This window comes from Pseudochelatococcus sp. G4_1912 (assembly GCF_047501465.1).
Classification (GTDB): Bacteria; Pseudomonadota; Alphaproteobacteria; order Rhizobiales; family Beijerinckiaceae; genus Pseudochelatococcus.
Genome location: NZ_JAZDRL010000001.1, coordinates 482,501 through 501,198, shown reverse-complemented (window position 1 = coordinate 501,198; position 18,698 = coordinate 482,501). Strand labels below are relative to the sequence as shown.

At 55.2% G+C, this 18,698-nt stretch carries 17 protein-coding genes and 2 pseudogenes (1 of these 19 cut by a window edge); 9 read left to right on the top strand and 10 right to left on the bottom strand.

Going from position 1 to position 18,698, the window contains the following annotated elements; genetic code table 11:
* Window positions 1–27 precede the first annotated feature (27 nt).
* Window positions 28–291, bottom strand: a complete 264-nt coding sequence (locus VRZ32_RS02370) for a DUF6429 family protein (RefSeq protein ID WP_414523842.1) — start codon at window positions 289–291, stop codon at window positions 28–30.
* Between the two features lie 262 nt (window positions 292–553).
* Here VRZ32_RS02370 and VRZ32_RS02365 point away from each other — a divergent pair, with 262 nt between their 5' ends.
* From VRZ32_RS02365 to VRZ32_RS02345, 5 genes and pseudogenes are all read left to right on the top strand, one after another.
* Complete coding sequence (locus tag VRZ32_RS02365) at window positions 554–697, top strand: hypothetical protein (protein WP_414523841.1); 144 nt, start codon at window positions 554–556, stop codon at window positions 695–697.
* A gap of 11 nt (window positions 698–708) precedes the next feature.
* On the top strand, window positions 709–1,503 hold the full coding sequence (locus tag VRZ32_RS02360) for a recombinase family protein (RefSeq protein ID WP_414523839.1): 795 nt from the start codon (window positions 709–711) through the stop codon (window positions 1,501–1,503).
* A 166-nt stretch (window positions 1,504–1,669) separates the two neighbouring features.
* A pseudogene (locus VRZ32_RS02355) lies at window positions 1,670–1,738 on the top strand (hypothetical protein); the annotation flags it as partial.
* A gap of 45 nt (window positions 1,739–1,783) precedes the next feature.
* Window positions 1,784–2,239 carry a hypothetical protein gene (locus VRZ32_RS02350; protein ID WP_414525073.1) on the top strand — a complete coding sequence of 152 codons (456 nt, stop codon included), beginning with the start codon at window positions 1,784–1,786 and terminating at the stop codon, window positions 2,237–2,239.
* Between the two features lie 13 nt (window positions 2,240–2,252).
* Complete coding sequence (locus tag VRZ32_RS02345) at window positions 2,253–2,444, top strand: hypothetical protein (protein WP_414523837.1); 192 nt, start codon at window positions 2,253–2,255, stop codon at window positions 2,442–2,444.
* 45 nt (window positions 2,445–2,489) lie between these two features.
* Here the strand turns inward: VRZ32_RS02345 and VRZ32_RS02340 are convergent, their stop codons facing one another.
* The 3 genes from VRZ32_RS02340 to VRZ32_RS02330 form a co-directional block, all read right to left on the bottom strand.
* Complete coding sequence (locus VRZ32_RS02340) at window positions 2,490–2,774, bottom strand: DUF1778 domain-containing protein (protein ID WP_414523836.1); 285 nt, start codon at window positions 2,772–2,774, stop codon at window positions 2,490–2,492.
* A gap of 155 nt (window positions 2,775–2,929) precedes the next feature.
* The gene (locus VRZ32_RS02335) at window positions 2,930–4,060 is read right to left on the bottom strand and encodes a DUF6551 family protein (RefSeq protein ID WP_414523835.1); all 1,131 of its coding nucleotides are present in this window, start codon (window positions 4,058–4,060) and stop codon (window positions 2,930–2,932) included.
* A gap of 113 nt (window positions 4,061–4,173) precedes the next feature.
* Window positions 4,174–5,724: a recombinase family protein gene (locus VRZ32_RS02330; protein ID WP_414523833.1), complete on the bottom strand. Its 1,551-nt coding sequence runs from the start codon at window positions 5,722–5,724 to the stop codon at window positions 4,174–4,176.
* A gap of 294 nt (window positions 5,725–6,018) precedes the next feature.
* Between VRZ32_RS02330 and VRZ32_RS02325 the strand changes: the two genes are divergently transcribed.
* Window positions 6,019–6,606, top strand: a complete 588-nt coding sequence (locus VRZ32_RS02325) for a hypothetical protein (RefSeq protein WP_414523831.1) — start codon at window positions 6,019–6,021, stop codon at window positions 6,604–6,606.
* A 176-nt stretch (window positions 6,607–6,782) separates the two neighbouring features.
* Here VRZ32_RS02325 and VRZ32_RS02320 read toward each other — a convergent pair whose 3' ends face one another.
* Together VRZ32_RS02320 and VRZ32_RS02315 are read right to left on the bottom strand one after the other, a co-directional pair.
* Window positions 6,783–8,546 (bottom strand): UvrD-helicase domain-containing protein, encoded by a 1,764-nt coding sequence (locus VRZ32_RS02320; protein WP_414523829.1) that lies wholly within the window; start codon window positions 8,544–8,546, stop codon window positions 6,783–6,785.
* Entirely contained in the window at window positions 8,543–10,348 is a 1,806-nt protein-coding gene (locus VRZ32_RS02315) for an ATP-dependent nuclease (protein ID WP_412066930.1), read from the bottom strand. The genes VRZ32_RS02320 and VRZ32_RS02315 overlap by 4 nt, the downstream gene beginning before the upstream one ends.
* Before the next feature lie 341 nt (window positions 10,349–10,689).
* Between VRZ32_RS02315 and VRZ32_RS02310 the strand changes: the two genes are divergently transcribed.
* Complete coding sequence (locus VRZ32_RS02310) at window positions 10,690–12,171, top strand: LuxR C-terminal-related transcriptional regulator (RefSeq protein WP_414523827.1); 1,482 nt, start codon at window positions 10,690–10,692, stop codon at window positions 12,169–12,171.
* A gap of 135 nt (window positions 12,172–12,306) precedes the next feature.
* Here the strand turns inward: VRZ32_RS02310 and VRZ32_RS02305 are convergent, their stop codons facing one another.
* The 3 genes from VRZ32_RS02305 to VRZ32_RS02295 are packed head-to-tail and all read right to left on the bottom strand — an operon-like array spanning window position 12,307 to window position 15,144.
* A complete protein-coding gene (locus VRZ32_RS02305; RefSeq protein WP_412066633.1) occupies window positions 12,307–12,843 on the bottom strand; it encodes an ATP-binding protein in 537 nt (178 codons plus the stop codon).
* A complete protein-coding gene (locus VRZ32_RS02300) occupies window positions 12,840–14,378 on the bottom strand; it encodes a GNAT family N-acetyltransferase (RefSeq protein WP_414523825.1) in 1,539 nt (512 codons plus the stop codon). The genes VRZ32_RS02305 and VRZ32_RS02300 overlap by 4 nt, the downstream gene beginning before the upstream one ends.
* Window positions 14,353–15,144: a helix-turn-helix domain-containing protein gene (locus VRZ32_RS02295; protein WP_412066631.1), complete on the bottom strand. Its 792-nt coding sequence runs from the start codon at window positions 15,142–15,144 to the stop codon at window positions 14,353–14,355. Before VRZ32_RS02295 ends, VRZ32_RS02300 begins: the two co-directional genes overlap by 26 nt.
* Window positions 15,145–15,500: 356 nt before the next feature.
* Here VRZ32_RS02295 and VRZ32_RS02290 point away from each other — a divergent pair, with 356 nt between their 5' ends.
* Both VRZ32_RS02290 and VRZ32_RS02285 read left to right on the top strand, forming a co-directional pair.
* Entirely contained in the window at window positions 15,501–16,556 is a 1,056-nt protein-coding gene (locus VRZ32_RS02290) for an N-acetyltransferase (protein ID WP_414523824.1), read from the top strand.
* Window positions 16,557–16,595: 39 nt separating this feature from the next.
* Window positions 16,596–17,738 (top strand): hypothetical protein, encoded by a 1,143-nt coding sequence (locus VRZ32_RS02285; protein WP_414523823.1) that lies wholly within the window; start codon window positions 16,596–16,598, stop codon window positions 17,736–17,738.
* Window positions 17,739–17,817: 79 nt separating this feature from the next.
* Here VRZ32_RS02285 and VRZ32_RS02280 read toward each other — a convergent pair.
* Window positions 17,818–18,698, bottom strand: a pseudogene (locus VRZ32_RS02280) (DUF1612 domain-containing protein) (it continues 155 nt past the right edge of the window).

Sequence of the window (18,698 nt, the reverse complement as noted above, 5' to 3'; positions counted from 1 at the left end):
CGCCACCCCCGGCCATCTGCCAAAAGATCATTCGCCGACATCACGCCGACGCGCTCCGCCTCCACGTTTAACCGCGAACATTTCGCGGAAGAGCCTCTCCGACCGCACGATCCCTTCGTCGATCAGCCGGACGGATTTCGCTTTGTTGACCGGATCGCCGATGAAGCCCTTCTCATGCAGCCGGTTCATAGCGCTCCAGTCGAAACCCTTCCATGCGCGGCCGTCACGGTCGAGTGTCAGGTAAAGCAGCGCGGGAATCACATCGTCGATCTTCTCCCTGTCAACCTCCATGGCGTGATAGTCTCCCGATTGCGGACCGTCCCTGTTTTATTCTACAGTATCCTATGTGCCGCACGGCTACAATGCGAGTCTTTATCTTCTGCTGCCAAACGGTTCCTCGATGGTCCCTACCCCTTCCGGGCAAGGACTTTTGGAGACGATGGCACTCAAACACGACAGGATCAGCATCGAGGTCTTTGGACCTTAGGCCGCGTCTGAAACGGGCTGCAACGACCCTGCCCACGCCGATGCAGTCATCCGGTCCCTCGCCCGGTTGATCGGCCCGCGCAACCGGGTGGCGGACGTGCTGAACCGCAAGCGCGGCCTGTCCATCGAGATGATCCGGCAGCTGCACGACAATCTCGGCATTTCGGCCGATGTGCTGATCCGGTCAAGCCGCTTAGACAAGGTTGCATGAAGGAGTCCGCCATGACCCGCGTTGCCCTCTATGCCCGCTATTCCTCCGACAACCAGAGCGAAGCGTCCATTGAGGATCAGTTCCGCATCTGCCGCGAACAGGCGAAGTGTGAGAAGTGGAAGGTAGTCGGCACCTATAAGGACGCCAGCATCTCCGGCGCGAGCATGATCCTGCAGCCCGGCATCCAGATGCTGTTGCAGGACGCGCAGGCCGGACAGTTCGACATGGTGCTGGCCGAGGCGCTGGACCGCATCTCGCGCGACCAGGCCGATGTGGCGACGCTGTTCAAGCACCTCAAGTTCGTCGGCGTTCCCATCGTCACGCTGGCCGAGGGCGAGATCAGCGAGCTTCATGTCGGCCTGAAGGAGACGATGAACGCGCTGTTCCTCAAAGACCTCGCGGCCAAGACCCATCGCGGCATCCGTGGCCGTGTCGAGGAAGGCAAGAACGGCGGCGGTCTTTGCTATGGCTACAAGGTCGTGAAGCAGCTTGATGCGCGCGGCGATCCGATCCGAGGCGAGCGCGAGATCGACGCAGCCGAGGCCAATGTCGTGCGGCGCATCTTCCGCGAGTTTGCCGCAGGCATCGGCCCGCGCACCATTGCCCGCACGCTGAATGAGGAAGGCGTCCCCGGCCCCGAAGGTCGGCTCTGGAGCGACACTACCATTCGCGGCCATGTGAAGCGCGGCACGGGCCTCGTGAACAACGAACTCTATGTCGGCCACCTGATCTGGAACCGGCTGCGCTATCTCAAAGACCCGTCGACGGGAAAGTGCGTCTCTCGGCTGAACCCGGAATCGGAATAGATCGTCAAGGACGTTCCCGACCTGCGCATCGTCGACGACGAACTCTGGCAGGCCGTCCGTGAGCGGCAAGGCGAGATTGCCGAGAAGTTCGCCAATGTCACCGAAGCCATACGCGCGCATCACAAGAAGAACCAGCTGAACGGCGCGCGGCATCCGAACAGGGCTGGTGTTCTGCGGCTGCTGCGGTGGTCCCTACTCGCTCCGCGGCGCTGACCGCTTCGCCTGCTCGAATCATATCAGTAACAGCCGCGGCATTGCGCGCGAAGATTTGGAGCGGCGTGTGCTTGCCGGGCTGAAGGACCTGATGATGGCGCCGGAGATCGTCGAGGACGCCATGCGCGCCTATGCGGAAGAGACGAACCGGCTGAACCGGGAACGTCGCTCGAACGGCGATTCCTGGAAGGCCGAACTGGTGAAGATCGAGAAGCAGATCGCGCAGATCGTCGAGGCCATTGCGGACGGCATGTATCATCCGTCGATGAAGGACAAGATGACCGGGCTGGAAGCGCGCAAAGGAGAGTTGACGACCCTGCTTGCCGACGCGCCGGACATTCTGCTAAGCGAAGAAGGTCGCCGCTCTGACGAAGGCCCTGAACCGGAAGGAAGTGTCGCAGGATTTGCGCGCCCTGATCGAGAAGATTGTGCTGCCTCCCGGCCCGGAACGGGGGGAACTCTACGCCGCGCTGCATGGCGATCTGGCGACGATCCTCGAATGGACCGAGCGGCAAGCTATTAGAAAGGCTGGTAAAATGACAAAACCCGTAGCGGCTGCTACGGGTTTGTCGTTATCGGTGGTTGCGGGGGCGAGCTTTCATCTTTACTTGCGCTCCAAGCAAGTAAAGATGGTTGCAGGTTTAAATCGCGCAATTTCAGATTATTTAACAATGGCTTCCAAGGATATCGTCATCCCGCAAGGCGAACTTTTTGCAACACGAGCATAGCTATCTCGCCTTCAAACCAAGGGGCGAGCAACCAGTGAAGTCCAATCACTTATCGGCAGCACGGTCTCGTTCCCAAGGCGCTGACCGATTTATCAGTTCGACCATTTCCGGAACCGGAGCAGCTGCTTCAGATAAGCCCAAGCAAAAATCCGAAAACTCCTCCGTGGTCATCATAATCAAACGCCCACTTATCACGTCGTCTGCGAATCGTAGAATGGAGGTATGCACAAACTCGGTCAGCGACTGACCGCATTGGTCGGCTGCACGCTTAACCACTGCAGCGTCCGCTTCAGAAAGCCGTGTCGTTATAATGTCTGTTTTCTCTTCCAAGCCATGTACCCGATTGCGATTATGACGTTCACCTTTTTACAGCACGACAGAAAGTCTTGACTACCATTTTGATTTCGAGAAAGCACAATCACCTGAACACCTGAAATGCAGTCTGCCGCGCTCCCCATTGAGCGCGGCAGATGATTGTCAAACAGTCACTCATCTGCCCTGTTTAACGCTTTAATGACAGCTTTGGACAATGCGAACGCACGGGCATCACCTCCTTTTTGATTCCGGACCATCTCGCCCAATTCCGCCATAGGGAATCGCCTCAGTATTGGTACGAGTTCGTCAGAATCAAAACCCTCTGGCGGATTGGCAAAAATACGCACAAGCGCACCGAAAATCGAAGCGCCGTATGTAAGTGGTTCATCCTTGTATGCTTCACCCATGCAGGTCAGAGCAGCGGAAACGATTGCATCACCATATCTGCGAAGCGCCGTGGCAATCGAAGACGTAAAAGTGACATCTCCCGGCTTCCATGCGGTTGACGAAGTGCTCCGGGCAATAGCCAATCCTGCCTCAGACACAAGCCGTCGAATATCCAGGGCATCCTCATCGCCGGCAGCAAGAGCCGCGTGGAAGTCATCCATACGGTTCATCGCCTTACGCGCCCTGTTCGCAACAATGAACATACGTGCCTCGTCCTCTGGACTGCCGTAGGTGAAGAGACAGCAAGGCAACTGCGGCAAATCTCCCCGGCGCATCGCTGCAGCCCAGCGATGCTGTCCGTCGATGATTACCTTTGAACCGTCAGGCCGCCGCGATACCACCAGAGGCGCACAAAGCCGCCAATCGAAGTTTGCGGCGATGCTAGCGATAAGGCGGCGCGATCCGTCGTTGTCGATAGATCGCTGATAAGAACTGTCGACCGTCAGTGCGGCTACATGCACCCACTCGATACTCGGCATGGTGCCACGCGGCGCGCCAAAAGCTATCTTCCGCTCGCTTCCCCGCTTTCCCCTAGAACCGGTTTTACTTTTCGTGCCAAACTGAGCGGATTTCCCTGGGCCGATAGCCGTGATTTCCGGAACGATTTCGGCAGTGAAACCTGCCAGAAGTTCAGGAACCTCCTCCGGTTTGCGGCACCACAACTTGCCATCATGTTCGATGACAACATGGCCAGCGTGAACGCGAGTTGTGCCGAGAGGTGTCGGGATCAGGAAAGATCCGTTGGGTGACTTGTCTTCCGTTATTCGATCGCAAACCCAGGGCGGCATCGAAGAACCGTCGTTGAGCCATGTACGAATGCCTCCGGCCAGCGGTAGTGATTGCTGTTGCGTCATTATCGTTCTCCTGAAACGTCGCGGCCCTATGCGCACGACGCCACAGGCTATGGGCGGTATGTTTCACTAACGAGAACGAACGAGCAGCTGGGAAAATTGGCAGGCAGCTATTATTATTTCATGGTTTTATTCAATAGCTGCCACGCCGGCGAGAACCTGGAAGTGCTGCGAGCTGTTCCGGGAATGACGTTGATCGTTCCGACCATTTGCTTGAACTGCAGGACATCATACTCGGTGTCACTCGCTTGCAATCTGGCAATCAGAGTTCGCAATTCGCTCCACTTGTGTCCTGCTTCCCGTTTTGCAGGCGCCAGTATCCGCCCACTGACCTGCAATCTCACTCGCAGGCTTTCAGCTTGATCCTCGAGCTGCTGGAAGCGCGTCTTCAAGGCTGGCGTATATAGCCCATCCTCGATGGCGGACATCAGTCCCTGAAGTCGTCGGTCAATCTTCTCAAGCTGCAATCGATCCTTTTGTATCTGGCGGCTCTGTTCATCGGCGTTCACCTGCTCGTCGTTGGTCAACGCGTCCGCGTGGTGGGTGATCAACATGGCAGCCTCGGCAAGAATATCTCTGACCGCTGCTTCCATCACTCTTCGCTGGACCGTCTTGCCACTGCCACAGGTCTTTCGCCGGTAATGCTCCGCACAGCCGTAACGATCCCTCCCGACGTTACAGAACTCGCCACCGCATTGCGCACAGGTCAGGAGACGATAGAGGTTCGAGGGAGCCATCTTGAGGCCAAGATCCCGAGCTTCTCTGGATTTCCGGACACCGTCACGAACACCTCCATGACGCCGTTCTGCCCCCTGTTGCCGGTCCTTGACTGCCTGCCATAAGACTTCGTCGATAATCCGCAGATGGGGAACATCCTTTATGACCCATTCCGTCTCCGGATTTAGGCGTACCTGACGCTTTCCGGTGATTGGATCCTTGATGAAGCGCTGGCGGTTCCAGACAAGCTCTCCGCGATAAAGGGCGTTGTTGAGAATACCGGTCCCCCTCGCCCGATGCCCACGAATGGTGGTGGCACCCCAAGAATGCCCGCCCGGCCCCTGAACGGTTTCCCGATTCAGCGCAGCAGCAATAGCATTGGGAGTCTCTCCCTTAGCAAAGGCTACAAAGATTTGGCGAATGACAATCGCCTGCTGCTCGTTAATGCAGCGGCCTCCGGCACCGCCTTCACCATCACTGGATACGTCATAGCCGTAGGCGAGACCTCCGCCTGAACGGCCTTTCTCGATCCGTCCGCGTTGGCCTCGTCTGGTCTTCTCGGCCAGATCCCTGAGGAACAGTGCATTCATCGTGCCCTTAAGGCCGATATGCATCTCGTCGATTAGTCCTTCGGCCACCGTATGCAGGACAACTCCCCGAAATCGAAGCGCCTTGTAAATATGAGTCATGTCCTCCTGATCACGAGAAATTCGGTCGAGTGCCTCGGCACACAAGGTGTCGAACCGCCCTGCCCGCGCATCATCCAGCAATCGGATAATTCCCTCCCGACCGCGGATACTGGCGCCCGAGATGGCATCGTCGCGATAGTATCCGGCGACCTTCCACCCCTGACGTTCTGCGAACTGACGGCAAAGGTTGAATTGATCGTCAATCGACTGCGAGCTCTGGAGATCGGAGGAGTATCGGGCATATAGGGCAACGTCCGGCATTGGCATTCCTGGCATTTCAAAAGGGGGAACGCCCTTTGCCAGCAACCAGGGCCAGAGAGAAGTTGTACGTCACATTATCCAGAGGAAAGCAGGAGGAAGATGTACTACCTGCACCACGCGAAAGGCGCCGATGCCTCAACGTCCACGCTCTGACACCGCCAATCGACCATCCGCAGCCTATGAAATAAATACTGCTATTGATGGTATTTGAACCCTCGACCCGCCAAATCAATTGACACCAAGGCTCTGATTACATGTCATAATGTCATTTATTAACATATAGGAATGTACTCTATGGCCCGCCGACCGACTCGAAATGAAGGCGCTCCGGTGGAGCGCAATGCTACCGTCCAACGAGCTTGGATCGGTCGACACAATTACGTCATTAACGCCGATACCGTCCTGAAAGATGTCTATCGGTTGCTCAGCCTCGTCATAGGTGACCGCGCCCTCGCTTTGTTGCCGGATGATGGTTATCATCTTCTCGTCGGCTTGCGTGATCAGTTCGTTGAAGATGAGCTTGTCCATCTCTTAATTGGAACAGCGGTAATGAACCGGTCGCATGACGATCACATGAGTGGTCCGCGCCGCGATGAAGATGAGCTGAGCTTTGTACCGGTTACGTTGATTTGTGGGACGCTGACCACGGAAGGTCGGACAGAGACGGTCACCGAAGACCTGTTGCTGCGGGAGGCCTGCAATAAGATCATTCATGCTGATGAGATCAGGGTCGATGCTGAGACTGTTGAAAATGCGGCATTCCCATTTCTCCCGCAAAACGTCATATTGATCGGCCGTGCCTACGGCCGGCCTTGGCAGGGAGTCTTGAATGTTCCGAACTACGTGCGTGCAACGATCATGAATTTCCGGGATATTCGATGAGCGACCTTGTCCTGTTTTCGGCAAGACTGCCGACAGCTCTGGCCAATGTTCCCGCCAATGTTTAGATGAAGTTTCTGGAATTCTTCACCGCCCAGATCCGCAACGGGAAAAAGCTTGCCGATTTCTAAGAAATCGCCGACCGCAAACGGCAATCGAAAGATGCGTGACGGATAGCATCACCCAAGACCAGCCTCCGCGATGAAGGGGGTCGGCTTGTTTCTCCAGTGGGACTGATCTGACGCGACGAGCAAGATGCGCTTAGCACGGGTCAGGCCGACGTAGAACAATCGCCGAGATTCGTCGTACGCCTCCTGCGTCGATGTCGAAAAATGCGGGATACTGCCCTGATTCATACAGATCAGAGCAACGCCCTCAAATTCGCGTCCCTTGGAATTGTGCAGCGTAATCAGCTTGAGCGCCTGCTCAGGATTGGCAAACAGGCCCATATCGGAGATTAGCAGATTTGCCAGGTCAACCTTACTGGCTTTCATGTCGGATAGCATTTCCTCGGCGGAATCGATCAGCGGCTGTTTGGCGCTGCCAGGCAACCATTCCTCTTGTTTTAGATAGTCACCAGCTTCGCGGGCGATGGCGCGCAGCCAAGCGACGCCGCCCGGATACTTTTCAGCAAGCGAACGAGCGAGATAAATCAGGCCAAGCGCCAACCGACGCCCTTCATAACTGAACATGTCATATCGCGAATTACCGGTGAGGTCGCCGATGAGCCGAAACAGCGCCCGCTCCACCCCCGGGAGTCCGAGGTAATTGCCTGCCTCGGCGCAAGCTCCGAGTTGCTCGGCAAGCCCGGCAAGCAGTCGCCGACGTCGATAGGGCCGTGCACCCGGGCCAAAGACTGGCACGTCCAATTCTCTGAGGGCACGGGCAACGGGAATGAGATGTGTCCACCACGGTGCAAGAATTGCGGCCTTGCCGAGCGGGATGCCGGCATTCTGTAAGGCGGGCAGAAAATAGTCGGTGATGGCGTCAATCGGCCTTTCGACATTAACGTAGTTCACTTGTGCCGCGATTTGCGCGGCATCGCCCGCCGCCTGCATCCGCGGCACGGTCGGGATCAGTGTTGATGCAGTGCCGACAATCTCCGGTCCGCATCGGAAGTTGCCGGTCAAAGTCGTATCTCGGTGCGCGCCGATCTGATTTCCAAACTGTTCGGCGAGTTCGGGACGCGCACCTGCGAAGCTCATAATCGACTGGTTCTGGTCACCGACGAGAAAGAAGCGCGTGTGGAGGAACTCCCGGAGTGCTCCGAAGATGGCGATCTGGATGTCCGTTGTGTCCTGGAATTCGTCGATTAGCAGCCAAGCAAAGCGGCTCGCGATGCCGCGTCCGACGAACGGATGTTGCTCAAGAACCTTCCATGAATAATAGAGGATCATCGCGAAATCGAGGTATCCGTGGGCGCGGACGCGCTCCCAATAGAGCGCGGCGGATTCCGCAGTGACAATACCTGTCTCGATCCCTTGTCCGCAGGGGTCGCCGTTTACGTCGATGCGAAGCGATTCATAGTCCTCGAACACCTGGCCGGCGGGCATGCGACCGAATGCGTCTTCGACCGCCGTCACGATCTGCTCAAACTGACTGTTTTCTCGGGAGAGCACCTGAAACGACGCCGGCACCTCGGGTAACAGCCAGCTGTAGGGGCGAAGAATGAATTGCAGGCAGAAGGCGTGGATCGTGGAGATTTCACAGCGTTCTGCTATCGCCTGAGTGCCGTAGGTGCGTAATCTGGTCTCGATCTCATCGACTGCAGCATTGGTGTAGGTAATGCAGCCGATGAACTGCGGCGTGCCGACAACCTTATCGGCCAGCGTCAGCAGCTTTGCGAGAATAACCCGCGTCTTGCCGCTTCCTGGGCACGCTGTCAGCAGCAGGTTGCCATCATACTCAACCGCCTCGCGCTGTTCCGATGTAAGCCGGATCATTCCGTGAGCCACTCATACGCCTCCTCGATATAGGCCGGCAAATCAGTCGCGAAGTGGGCATAGCGCGCGGCTATCTGCGCGAAGCGCGCCTTGCCAAAGCGCTTGGCGGTATTGAGTGTGATACGGCCAAGTTCGATACGGAGTGCGGTCTCATCGGCGGGGCTCAGTCCTCCGAGCGCAAGCGTTGCAAACCCCTGCTCCATCTGTGCGAGGATCTGCGGCGCGCCAAGTGCACGGACGGTCTCGACAAGCATAGGCAGGCGCCCAAGCGATACTAGTTCTCGTTCGAAAGTGGTGGCGCCCTCGAACGTGGACACAAACTCATTTTCCAGGGCCACAAGATCTGGAGTGCCAATGTCTGGATCGAAGTCCTCGGCGTCGGAGGGCTTCATGTCAGCATCGGCCACGATGGCACATTTTTTCTCAAGTGATCCGGCGCGGAACAGCTTGGCATAGACGTCAAAATGGACGCCATGGATCGCAATAACTGAGATACCGAGCCGCTCGAGCTTCACGCCATACACCTGCTCAATCAGTGCCGGGATCAGGAACATCTCGGCAGGCCCTTCGACCAGCATGACTTTACGGGCGTAAAGCAATGCACTCTTGGTTGCGTCAAGATAGCGTTCGAGATCGGCAATTTCTGGCGCGGTCAGCGCGGCATTGAGCGCGAGATTGCCGGCAGCGATGGTCGCGTCCTCGCGCTTGGTGAGAGATACAATGCTGCTCAATGGAACCTGAGAGGTCACCTGGGTGCTGTGACTGGTCAGGATGGTCTGCACGTTGATCGCCCGCAGTGCCGCGATCAACGAGAACTGCAATTGAGGATGAAGATGTGCTTCAGGCTCCTCGATCAGTATCAATTGGCCGGCCGAGCGGTTAAGCGCGATCCGCCGCTGCAGGTATTCCATCAGGATCGCAATGTAGAGAATGTTGTTCATCCCAAGACCGTTGCGGCCAGGTTCGAACGAGGTAAGTGAAAGGTCTGATAGAATGATTTTCAGGTTGCGTATGATCGCGCGGAAGGTCGCAGCGGAGAGGCCGAGAGTGGCGTCCATCTCAAACGCGGGGCCAGAGACATCCTTGAACCGTGCGTCAATTGCCCCTGCTATTTCGGCAATAGTCGCCGAGTTCGCGATCGCCTGGTTGGCCTCGTCGAGGATGGCGATTAGGGCATCCTGCTCGGCCGCATCAATCTCGAACGCCTCGATCAGACGGATGAGTGGCGACTGGCGGGGATTACGCAGGTCGCTCTCGACATCGCGGAGCGCAGGCAGATGAACAAGAAGGTAAGATTGCAGATCTGCAAAGCGCACCGACTCGCCGATCCCGTCGTCATCCCAGGCAATCTCCGTGAGGTCGATGGCAGGGTCACCGCCACCCCGGATTTCCCACTGATAATCTTCGAGGGTCAGCGCCCCGGGTAGGATGTCGCCACTTGCAAGCTGCTCCCGGACAGCTGGCCCCGGACGGAAGCGGTAGAATATACGCGCGCGGTCCGCAGCCGTCTTCCAGGTACTAACTAGCGCTTCTTCATTCACACGTCCCTCGAACCCAGCCAGTTCAATTCCTATCAGAACCTGGCTGGGCTGGGCGATATCGATCGCGGAGTGGATGTCCTCGCGCATAAGTGCCCGGAAACTCGACGGCAGCATGTTGTCTAGACAAATTTGGATTGCACGGAGGATCGCGGTCTTTCCAGTATTGTTTTCTCCGATGATACAGCACAGATCATCCGCGACATTCACGTCGAGTGACGCGAATGTGCGAAAATTCTGGATCACTATTCGAGCTACTCGCATCATCCCCCCGGCTGTCGCGCGACCAAAGACTGCGATTCATGGTTGCATTAAGTGGATGGCCAAAACAAGTGTGTGACCAATCTCGTGCTGCCACAGAATGGTGCAGAAATCTTCCGACTAACCACTCAAAAGCGTCTTTCGACCACAGTTCGAAGAGCGAAGCCATAGACGCAGGGTCGATAAACGGAGGTAAAACCAAGTGCTTACTCCGACCTTTAGAGCCCCGCCGTTCTCGCACTGTCCAACAACCGTCGAATAAATCGGAGGCAATCAAAGCAATCGCATCGTGACCAAACCCTAACTGCAAATATTCTCGACGGTTTTGCCCTGTTTCACTATACATGCCGATTAGGGGACTCGTTTTCGCAGAACGGACAGAGGTGGGACATTCATTGCGGAGTAGCAGCTTCAAGGGACTGAGCAAAAGGCAGACCGAGGTCTTGAGGTTGGCCCATCAGGGCCTAAAGGCGCGAGAGATTGGCCAGAAACTGCAGATCAACACCATCACCGTTAACTACCATCTCAGCCAGGCTCGCAAAAAACTGGACGTGAAATCAAGTCGTGTGGCAGCCAAGCTATTGTTTGACTTCGAGGAGAGCCAAGAGCGGGCATCCGAGGGTCGTGCCGAGCCGCTGAATAAATACCTGTTCCTACGAATCGATGAGCTTGAGTTATCAGTGAGCACGGCAACTGCTATCCTTTCGACAGATCGGGTCTTTGTAGGCGATCTGGTGCAGATGACCGAGTACCAGGTGTTACGCTTGCCGAATTTCGGTCGTAAGTCGCTCGTTGAGCTTAAGGAAGTGTTGGCCCATTTCGCGCTTCGCTTGGGAATGGATTTACCCGACTGGCCTCCCTCCAACATAGAGCAATTGGCGGAAAAGGTATCGATTGCCGAAAAGGTACGCGGCATTCCTCAAGTTAAGCTGGGGACCACCTTCAGGCCAGGCCGAGAGACGCTAGAGATCGACTTCGAGGGCGACGAAAGCGACGAGACAGCCGCATCACATCCAATAACGCAGCAGCTGCATCAAGAATCTCGGCGCAAGTTAGAAGCATTTGCCGAATCGGCAAGATCACTTGATAATCAATACGGTTGGTCGGCTATTACCGCTGCAAATAGACGGTTCATTGCTCTTCTGGATCGCCCCACCGAGGGTATTCCATCGGTTATTGGGCAAGTCTACAGCGCGGCCCTTGAGCTTGGCTCCTTTTTGGAATTGGACAATCAGATACGTTCAGGTGAACTCAGCTTCGCTGAAAGTTTGAGGCCTGAGGTTCGCCGACCCCTAGAGGATTTGGTTAAAACAGTCGCGCCCTGGGTAAGGAGATTTCCCAGCGCTCGTGAAATTGATAACGAAACCGGCGAATTTCTATCACAGATCACCCTTGTAACTCATGCACAGGACGCCACCGATTTTGCAGTGCGCAATGAGCTGATCGCGCAAGACATCGCCGAAGCTGTTAGGGGGTTGTTAGAATCTAGCAGCCGGAAAGGGCCCGTGAGTTACAAGGCATCCACTCGCGGTGTGCTGTCCGTCCGCAATATGGTCATCGCCGCAGCGACCGCTGCGACCACGGTGTGGTTAGGTGCCGTAGGATCCGAACTGGCACCACGATCTGTTGTTGCGCAACGGGCAGCCGAGTTTCTTTCGTCCGCAGAGGCGCCGATTATCCAGCTTTTCAAGGATCTACCTTCTGATATTCAACTAGCGATCAGCATGCTTATCAATCAAATGAACCAAGAACCTTTCACACTACCATCGACTCCACCCGATGGCCGACGTTCAAACATCAGCAGAAAGAGCAAGCCATCTAGCTGAACTCAGCATTAGCGGGCGTGGCAATCTAAACAAATGGAAGTGAGGGGCTGACCCGCTTTGCCACGTCAAGCACTTTCCTCGACCGCTTCGATGCATAGGCACGAACCTGTGACAAGGAAATATCAACTAGGCGATCTATAAACTGGTAGCAAATGAGCAAAACTCATCAATCTGCTCATAAGTGAGCAATTTGAATGGAATAGACAGAGATAATGCGATGGTGGAAGCTGCATCTATAGAACGGGACTGATGGTCGGCAAGCTGACTGAGTGTCAATCTCGGGCGATCACGAGATTTTTCCCCTTCGCGGTTTGTCAGGATCTGCACTGGCTCGGCCTTAAGATGGACGATAGCATCGGCACCTAGAGCTGCAAAAACGTTACTGCTGATTGCCTGCAAACCATCAGCACCGTCAACGATTACATGGCCATCCATCACGACCAGTTGGCTTGTGGAAGCTTTTGCCATCTGAAAGCCTGCAACCAAGACCCGCTGGTTCTCGTCCAAGTTTTGCAAGCGAAGTAGATCGCGGACACGCACTGACTTGCGCGCTCTACAGATGAGCGATCCGGCAGTCAGGTGCTGAAATGCTATTTTCTTGGCGGCTGATCTAAGAAAGGTGGATTTTCCGACTCCAGAGATGCCAACGAATGCAATCGTGCGCTGGTTCATATATCGAACTCCAAGTTAGCCCGATTGAGAAGCCGTGCAAGAACATCTGACCGAATTTCGTAAATCGTTTGTTGTGGGCTTCCGTTCACAACGCCCAGATCTCGCAATTCATTCAACCCGACTGCGGGATCTATATAGGCTGCCAGGAGATAGTTGATAACCTTGACCGGTTTAGCTGCCGTCGCCTTCCACCGATCAAGTTGTTGCTCACTGTAGACGGATCGCCCGCCGGTTAACTGCATCAACTCTCTGGTGGAGCTTGCGTATGTAACGCTTTCCAAAATTCCTAGTGTCGTCATCGCCTGTGAGGGGCTCTCCTTGGATACCCCTTTATAAAAAAACAGTAGGGAGCCCGCCTCTCCAAGCTTAGACGGCGCCCGGCATAGATAGACCTTGCGGATAGTGTTCCCTGGCCGCGTCGGGCGGTCCGCCCGAGAGGCGCCGACAAAGAAATCCGGCTGTTTCGGTTTCCAAAGATCTGGATATAAGGTGTCGTGATAGTCTTCTTGGATCGGGATCCCGAAACCTCGAACCTTCTCGGTAACGAGGAAGCGGGGGTAGTGCTTCCTCGCCGCATCGAAAGCGTTGACAGCGGGATCATCGAGTAGTTTCGCAGAGGAGAATGTGCGTTCGTAGATGAACTCGCCATTATCTTTTGTGCCAGCGCGGATGAAACCATAGAATTCCAAGAGGTTCATTAGTGCCGCTTGATCTTCATAAGTGGTCAGATACGCGAGGTCGTAGCGGTTGCGCTGTGCATACCAAAGGACTTGCTTCAAGAGCAGTTCACCAAGCTTTACGCCACGTTTGTCCGGAGCAACCTTGAAGGTACAAACCTTCAGAATTTTGCTGGCTTTCGTCACCGCATCCGTGTCGGTGGCCGTCTCACCTTTCCGAACGATTAACCCCGCCAGTTCATCGTCATCATATACGACCCAGCATGGGCGGCGCTCGCGAACACAATTCTCACGCCACCAATCATCGAATTCCGGATATCCTTCGCGGAGGCTGTCGAAGAAGCTGTCTTTGTGATTGATGGTGTGGGCTTCAACCTCGGCAACATGCCGGATAGGGACCTGTTTAGGCTCGTATGTCTGTGTTAGCAGATCGACTGCGTCGCCAACGAATAGGATACGTCGGCCGAGCTCAGCTGAATGTTTGAATGCACGCTCGTGAAGCCCCTTATCCTGCGTCACGAGAAAGTCGACTACGTCGCTCTTCAGGGCATGGAGAAGCGTGGCATCCACTACGTCATTTGGACGTTTCAGAGCGCCGAATTCGGCCTCGAGATCAGCTTGGCCAAGGCCTCGCTGCTTGCCGAGGACTTGGTACTTTGAGATCTTGCTAAGAGATATCCGACGGCGTTCCGCGTTTTTGTCGCGGGCTATGTCGTCGCGAGCAGCCTCGTGTACGAAGATCGTGATCTTATGGGCTGCGGCGAGGCTCGAGAATTTGGCGTAGGCTGCTTCTACAGCGCGGTAGTCCTCTAGACCGATAAGAATGTTCGTATCAATGAGATACGACTGTTGCCTCATCTCTCAGGGCCTTTCGCAGATCGCGGCTTGCATAAAGGAACGACTGTGGTGGTTCAAAACCAAACTTTTCGCGAAGTTCGGTAAGCGGGACGGGTCTGGAGAATGGCTTTACTTCTTCAAATAGAAGAGCGAACCCAAACTCAAGACCGTGAAAATAGCTATCGAAATCGTGTCGTTGGATAAATGCCGTGTCCTCAAACTCGGACCATATTTGCTGCACTGGCAGTTTCAGCACATCTTTGATCTCAGCAATTCCCACCATCGCCCTGACGGGCGAGGTTGAGTAAATATAGGCCATAGTTCCACTGGGAGCCGAAACAGGAAACCGCCGACGAAGCTCGACGGTCTTCCGGCCTTCCATGATCTTCGCTGAATATTGCGGGCGAATGGAAAGCACGACATCTCGTTGCGGGCGAAACGGCTCATCTGCCATGAGTGGGAAAACGAGCTGATCATCGCTCCCATACTCAAGATCGAATGCTTCCTGTACCCGAAGAACTAGGCGAGCGTCGGCAGGAAAGACAGCATCCACGCGCAGCGAGGCTCCAAGAGCTTCCACGTAGCGTTTCACAGTCGATAGGTGAACCTCGCCCCCTTTTTCAAGCTTTGAGATAGCAGCCTGTTGAACATTCATTCGGGTCGCCATTTCAGCTTGGGTCAGGCCGGAGAGCAGTCGAAGTCGCCGCAGGTCGACACCTGCTGCGTGCTCATCGCGAGGCTCAGTCGCCGCTGAAGCCTCGATAACTTTTCCTGCTAGTCTGCCCATGCCATGCTACTCCGTGTTGTGGAGTTGCTACCGTGAAGAAACATTCCTCGCAAGGAATATTGTGGCTGCTCACAATGCTCCGGACATTTATTCTACAATTACGCGAGATTGACGCAATTTTCAGCGGCCCGTGCCTCACCCAATGCGTTTTTTGTCGTGCCGACAGTACCAACTTTCGCGCCGCCAGGCATGCCATCTCCGAATCACTGGGTAATAGTCAGCTATGGCATTGACGCGAATATTATTTAGCATAGCGACTTACGATAGGCGCTCATCCCCACTTCAAATTGTGCAGTGATGGTGGTCTATTCGAGTTATTGTTAGCCTATATTTACATACGATTCGGGGGAAGGCGCATGGGGCAGACGTTACGCCCGACAAAATTCAAGGACGTGGATTTGAACGACAAGTTCTTCGATAGTCTGAAAGCCCAGTATAAGGAGTTTTCGGACTGGTTCGCTAGGAAAGCAACTGAACCTGTCTATGTTATTGATGGAAATCCAGGGCAAGGTATTCGCGGCTTCCTTTATATGAAGGTGGAAACGGGAAAGATTTCGGACGTTCACCCTCCCCTTCCAGCCAAGCGCCGGCTCAAAGTCGGCACACTTAAAGTCAATGCGAGAGGAACCAAGCTTGGCGAAAGGATCATCAAGCGAATTTTTGATCATGCAATCTTTGAAAAGGCGTCGGAAGTATATGTCACAGTTTTCGACACCCACGTATCCCTTGTAAATTTATTCAAACGCTATGGTTTTGAACAGAAAGGCGTGAAATCCACCCCAAATGGAGAAGAGCTTGTCCTACTTCGCTCATTTGAAAGTCTCGCGCATGACATAGTAAAAGACTACCCGCTGATGCAAACCGCTGGCAAATCGAAATGGCTTTTGGCTATCAAACCTGAATTTCATACTGACCTTCTACCGGACTCAATCCTCAAGACAGAGGACCCGGCTTCCGAAGACGATGTTCCACACACCAACACGATCCACAAAGTGTACATCGCCGGTCTGTCGCTCAATCGTATGAAGCGAGGCGATTTGGTCGTCATCTACCGCACGACTGACATCCAAGGAAAGGCATACTTCCGTTCGGTGGCGACATCGGTATGTGTGGTCGAAGAAACCTATTCACGAAAGCACTTCAAGGACGCTGATACATTTGTGTCCTTTGCGAAGGATCACAGCGTATTCAGTGAGCAGCAACTGAGGGACCGCTACAACGACGGCAGGCCTCTCTATGTCGCCAAACTCACTTACAACGCCGCGTTCTCGAAGCGCCCAAATCGAGCCGCCTTGCTTGATGTTGTAGGCATAAGTGCACAGCCCAAATGGGATCTGCGTGCGCTGAGCGACGCTCAATTCACTAGCATTCTGGATCTCGGCGAAGTCGATGAGAATCTGATCGTGAACTAATAGCTGCGCTGAAAGGTCTGATGCAAAATGAATGGGACTTTGGCGATATGGTACGAGCCGGAGGGTGGTGGCAATTCCAGTCAGGCGGTCAATGTAAACCTTGAGCAGCCTAGCGTTGAGATCCACTTCAACCTCTGGCGGGACAATCCCTCAAAGACGAATTTTCTAGACATCGGCCTTCGGCTGACCGACATCAAGTCAGTCAACCGCATCTATATTTACTTCCCAGTGCTCTTGCGGCTCGACCAGTTTCAGGATTTGAGTACCGTTATGGCCTATGGCCAAACGCTGGACGCGGTTTTTAACATGGTGGTCGAGGTCGGTAGCAAAACCGATCTGCGATACGAGACGACAAAAAACGGCGAGCCTTTCGTCACGGTACACAAAGTCAACATCGGCGATGATCTAACGCTGGAGCCAGTTGAAGATGCTCTTAAGGGGACGGGTTCAACCATAACATTTACCGAGGCCATGTGCACGCGCCTCCGGGCGGGCGGGTCTGGACCACAGTATCTTCGCCTACGCCTCCATCTGACGGGTAACTCTCAATCGCTTTTCACCCAGGAAATAATCGGGCAGGAGAAAATTTTCGTCAGCTCGTCGCAGCGGCTAGAGTTGACCGAGCTAAGGCTCAACGAACAGCGCAGCTTCCCATATTCTATCGCGAAGCGGGCTTCCGCCAACGCGTTCAATATCGTTCGAGTGCATTATTTCCTAATACGCGAGCTCGGTCATGCGCTCGTTACCCAGCATGCTCCCATACGCAAGGTACGAAGGCTCGAAGCAAAACTTTGGGCATCTTACCTTCGTGGTCGCGAGATTCCTGCCCAAGATGCTGCGGAAGAGGAGCGGCTCCTTTCTCGCCTGATAATTTATCACTGGCGAGAAGGCTCTAAAGAAGAACCAATTCAGGATTTCACGGCCTTCGCAAGTTTCCAGGCGAGCACTCCCGGCCTGCTTTTTTATATGATCGGTGTCATTTTGCTCGGTGCTATCGGGAGCGCAATGTATGATCTAGGCAAGAACTATTGGGGGACTACCCATACAACACTGCCGTACTGGTTGGGCGGACTTGCCATTTTGTGGGCGGTAGCTCGGACTGGAGTTTGGGCCTGGCTTGAAACTAGAGCTGGTCAGCTTCGTCGAGCGTTTTTTAGGGCATTAAAACACGGGAGGAAGTAGGTGGGTCGACCTGCGCTGTTCGCAGACCAAATATCAAATGGGTTCCGTATGCATCGAAAGGCATGAGCCACACGAAGTTTCAGACTATTGCCCACGCCCGAAACATCCCCCTCCCCGTCATCTCCCTGAGGCCGAGCTCCAACACGATCCGCCGCGCCGCCTGTGGCGTGACCTAGAGTGTCTTTGCCACCATCCCGGCCCACACTAGGGGCTTTGCCATGACGAGCTCGACCAGTTCCGGCAGCTTTGATGACGCCCGCCGCCCCTCCAGTTTTCGCTCGAACATCGTTTTTGCCAGGGCCAGCCGGTCATGCTCCTTCATGCCGATCTCGGCAGCCGCAATCAGGCCGTGGGCGATGGCAAGCAGCCGGATTTCGCGATCGCGATGCCGACGCCGATCGACAGGAATGGTTTTCAGGCCTAGACTGATGGCCGCGAGATGGGCACCGGTGGAAATGCCGGTTTCCCGAAGGATCGAAGCGGCAAACAGCCGGCCGAGCCAAGGCGCATGCTGAAGCACGGAAAGCTCGTCCCAGTCGAGATCGTAGACGAGCGGATTCTTATCGGCCGCCCTGTTGCTGTCGGCTCGGCCGGGACGCTTTGCCTCTTCAATCGCCGCCTCGAATCAGCAGCGCATCGATGGCGGCATAGTCGACACCGGGCAGATTGTCCGCATCATCTCCTCCGTCCCCGTCCGCGCTGTTCAACGCTGGACTTATGGTGCCGCCGAGCGTCCCTGCCACATCGACGGAATTGATTTCCGCCATCTGTCGTAGATTTCGGATACCCTCTGGGGACAAAGGCCAATCCGGTAACTGCGCGGCGATCCGCCGACGAGTGCGCAACACGTCGCGGGCGATGGTGAGTTCGTGGGTGGGGGTGCGGATGTGGCGGGTCGCGTCGTGAAGGACGAGGTCTTCGAGGTGGACGAGTTCACCGTCGATCCACAGCGAGGCGCAG

Coding starts and splice junctions, on each gene's coding strand:
- VRZ32_RS02305 (WP_412066633.1), bottom strand. CDS start 12,843: ATGAACCAGCGCACGATTGCATTCGTTGGCATCTCTGGAGTCGGAAAA.
- VRZ32_RS02370 (WP_414523842.1), bottom strand. CDS start 291: ATGGAGGTTGACAGGGAGAAGATCGACGATGTGATTCCCGCGCTGCTT.
- VRZ32_RS02295 (WP_412066631.1), bottom strand. CDS start 15,144: ATGGGCAGACTAGCAGGAAAAGTTATCGAGGCTTCAGCGGCGACTGAG.
- VRZ32_RS02335 (WP_414523835.1), bottom strand. CDS start 4,060: ATGACGCAACAGCAATCACTACCGCTGGCCGGAGGCATTCGTACATGG.
- VRZ32_RS02345 (WP_414523837.1), top strand. CDS start 2,253: ATGACAAAACCCGTAGCGGCTGCTACGGGTTTGTCGTTATCGGTGGTT.
- VRZ32_RS02310 (WP_414523827.1), top strand. CDS start 10,690: ATGCCGATTAGGGGACTCGTTTTCGCAGAACGGACAGAGGTGGGACAT.
- VRZ32_RS02360 (WP_414523839.1), top strand. CDS start 709: ATGACCCGCGTTGCCCTCTATGCCCGCTATTCCTCCGACAACCAGAGC.
- VRZ32_RS02300 (WP_414523825.1), bottom strand. CDS start 14,378: ATGAGGCAACAGTCGTATCTCATTGATACGAACATTCTTATCGGTCTA.
- VRZ32_RS02290 (WP_414523824.1), top strand. CDS start 15,501: ATGGGGCAGACGTTACGCCCGACAAAATTCAAGGACGTGGATTTGAAC.
- VRZ32_RS02320 (WP_414523829.1), bottom strand. CDS start 8,546: ATGATCCGGCTTACATCGGAACAGCGCGAGGCGGTTGAGTATGATGGC.
- VRZ32_RS02315 (WP_412066930.1), bottom strand. CDS start 10,348: ATGCGAGTAGCTCGAATAGTGATCCAGAATTTTCGCACATTCGCGTCA.
- VRZ32_RS02325 (WP_414523831.1), top strand. CDS start 6,019: ATGGCCCGCCGACCGACTCGAAATGAAGGCGCTCCGGTGGAGCGCAAT.
- VRZ32_RS02330 (WP_414523833.1), bottom strand. CDS start 5,724: ATGCCGGACGTTGCCCTATATGCCCGATACTCCTCCGATCTCCAGAGC.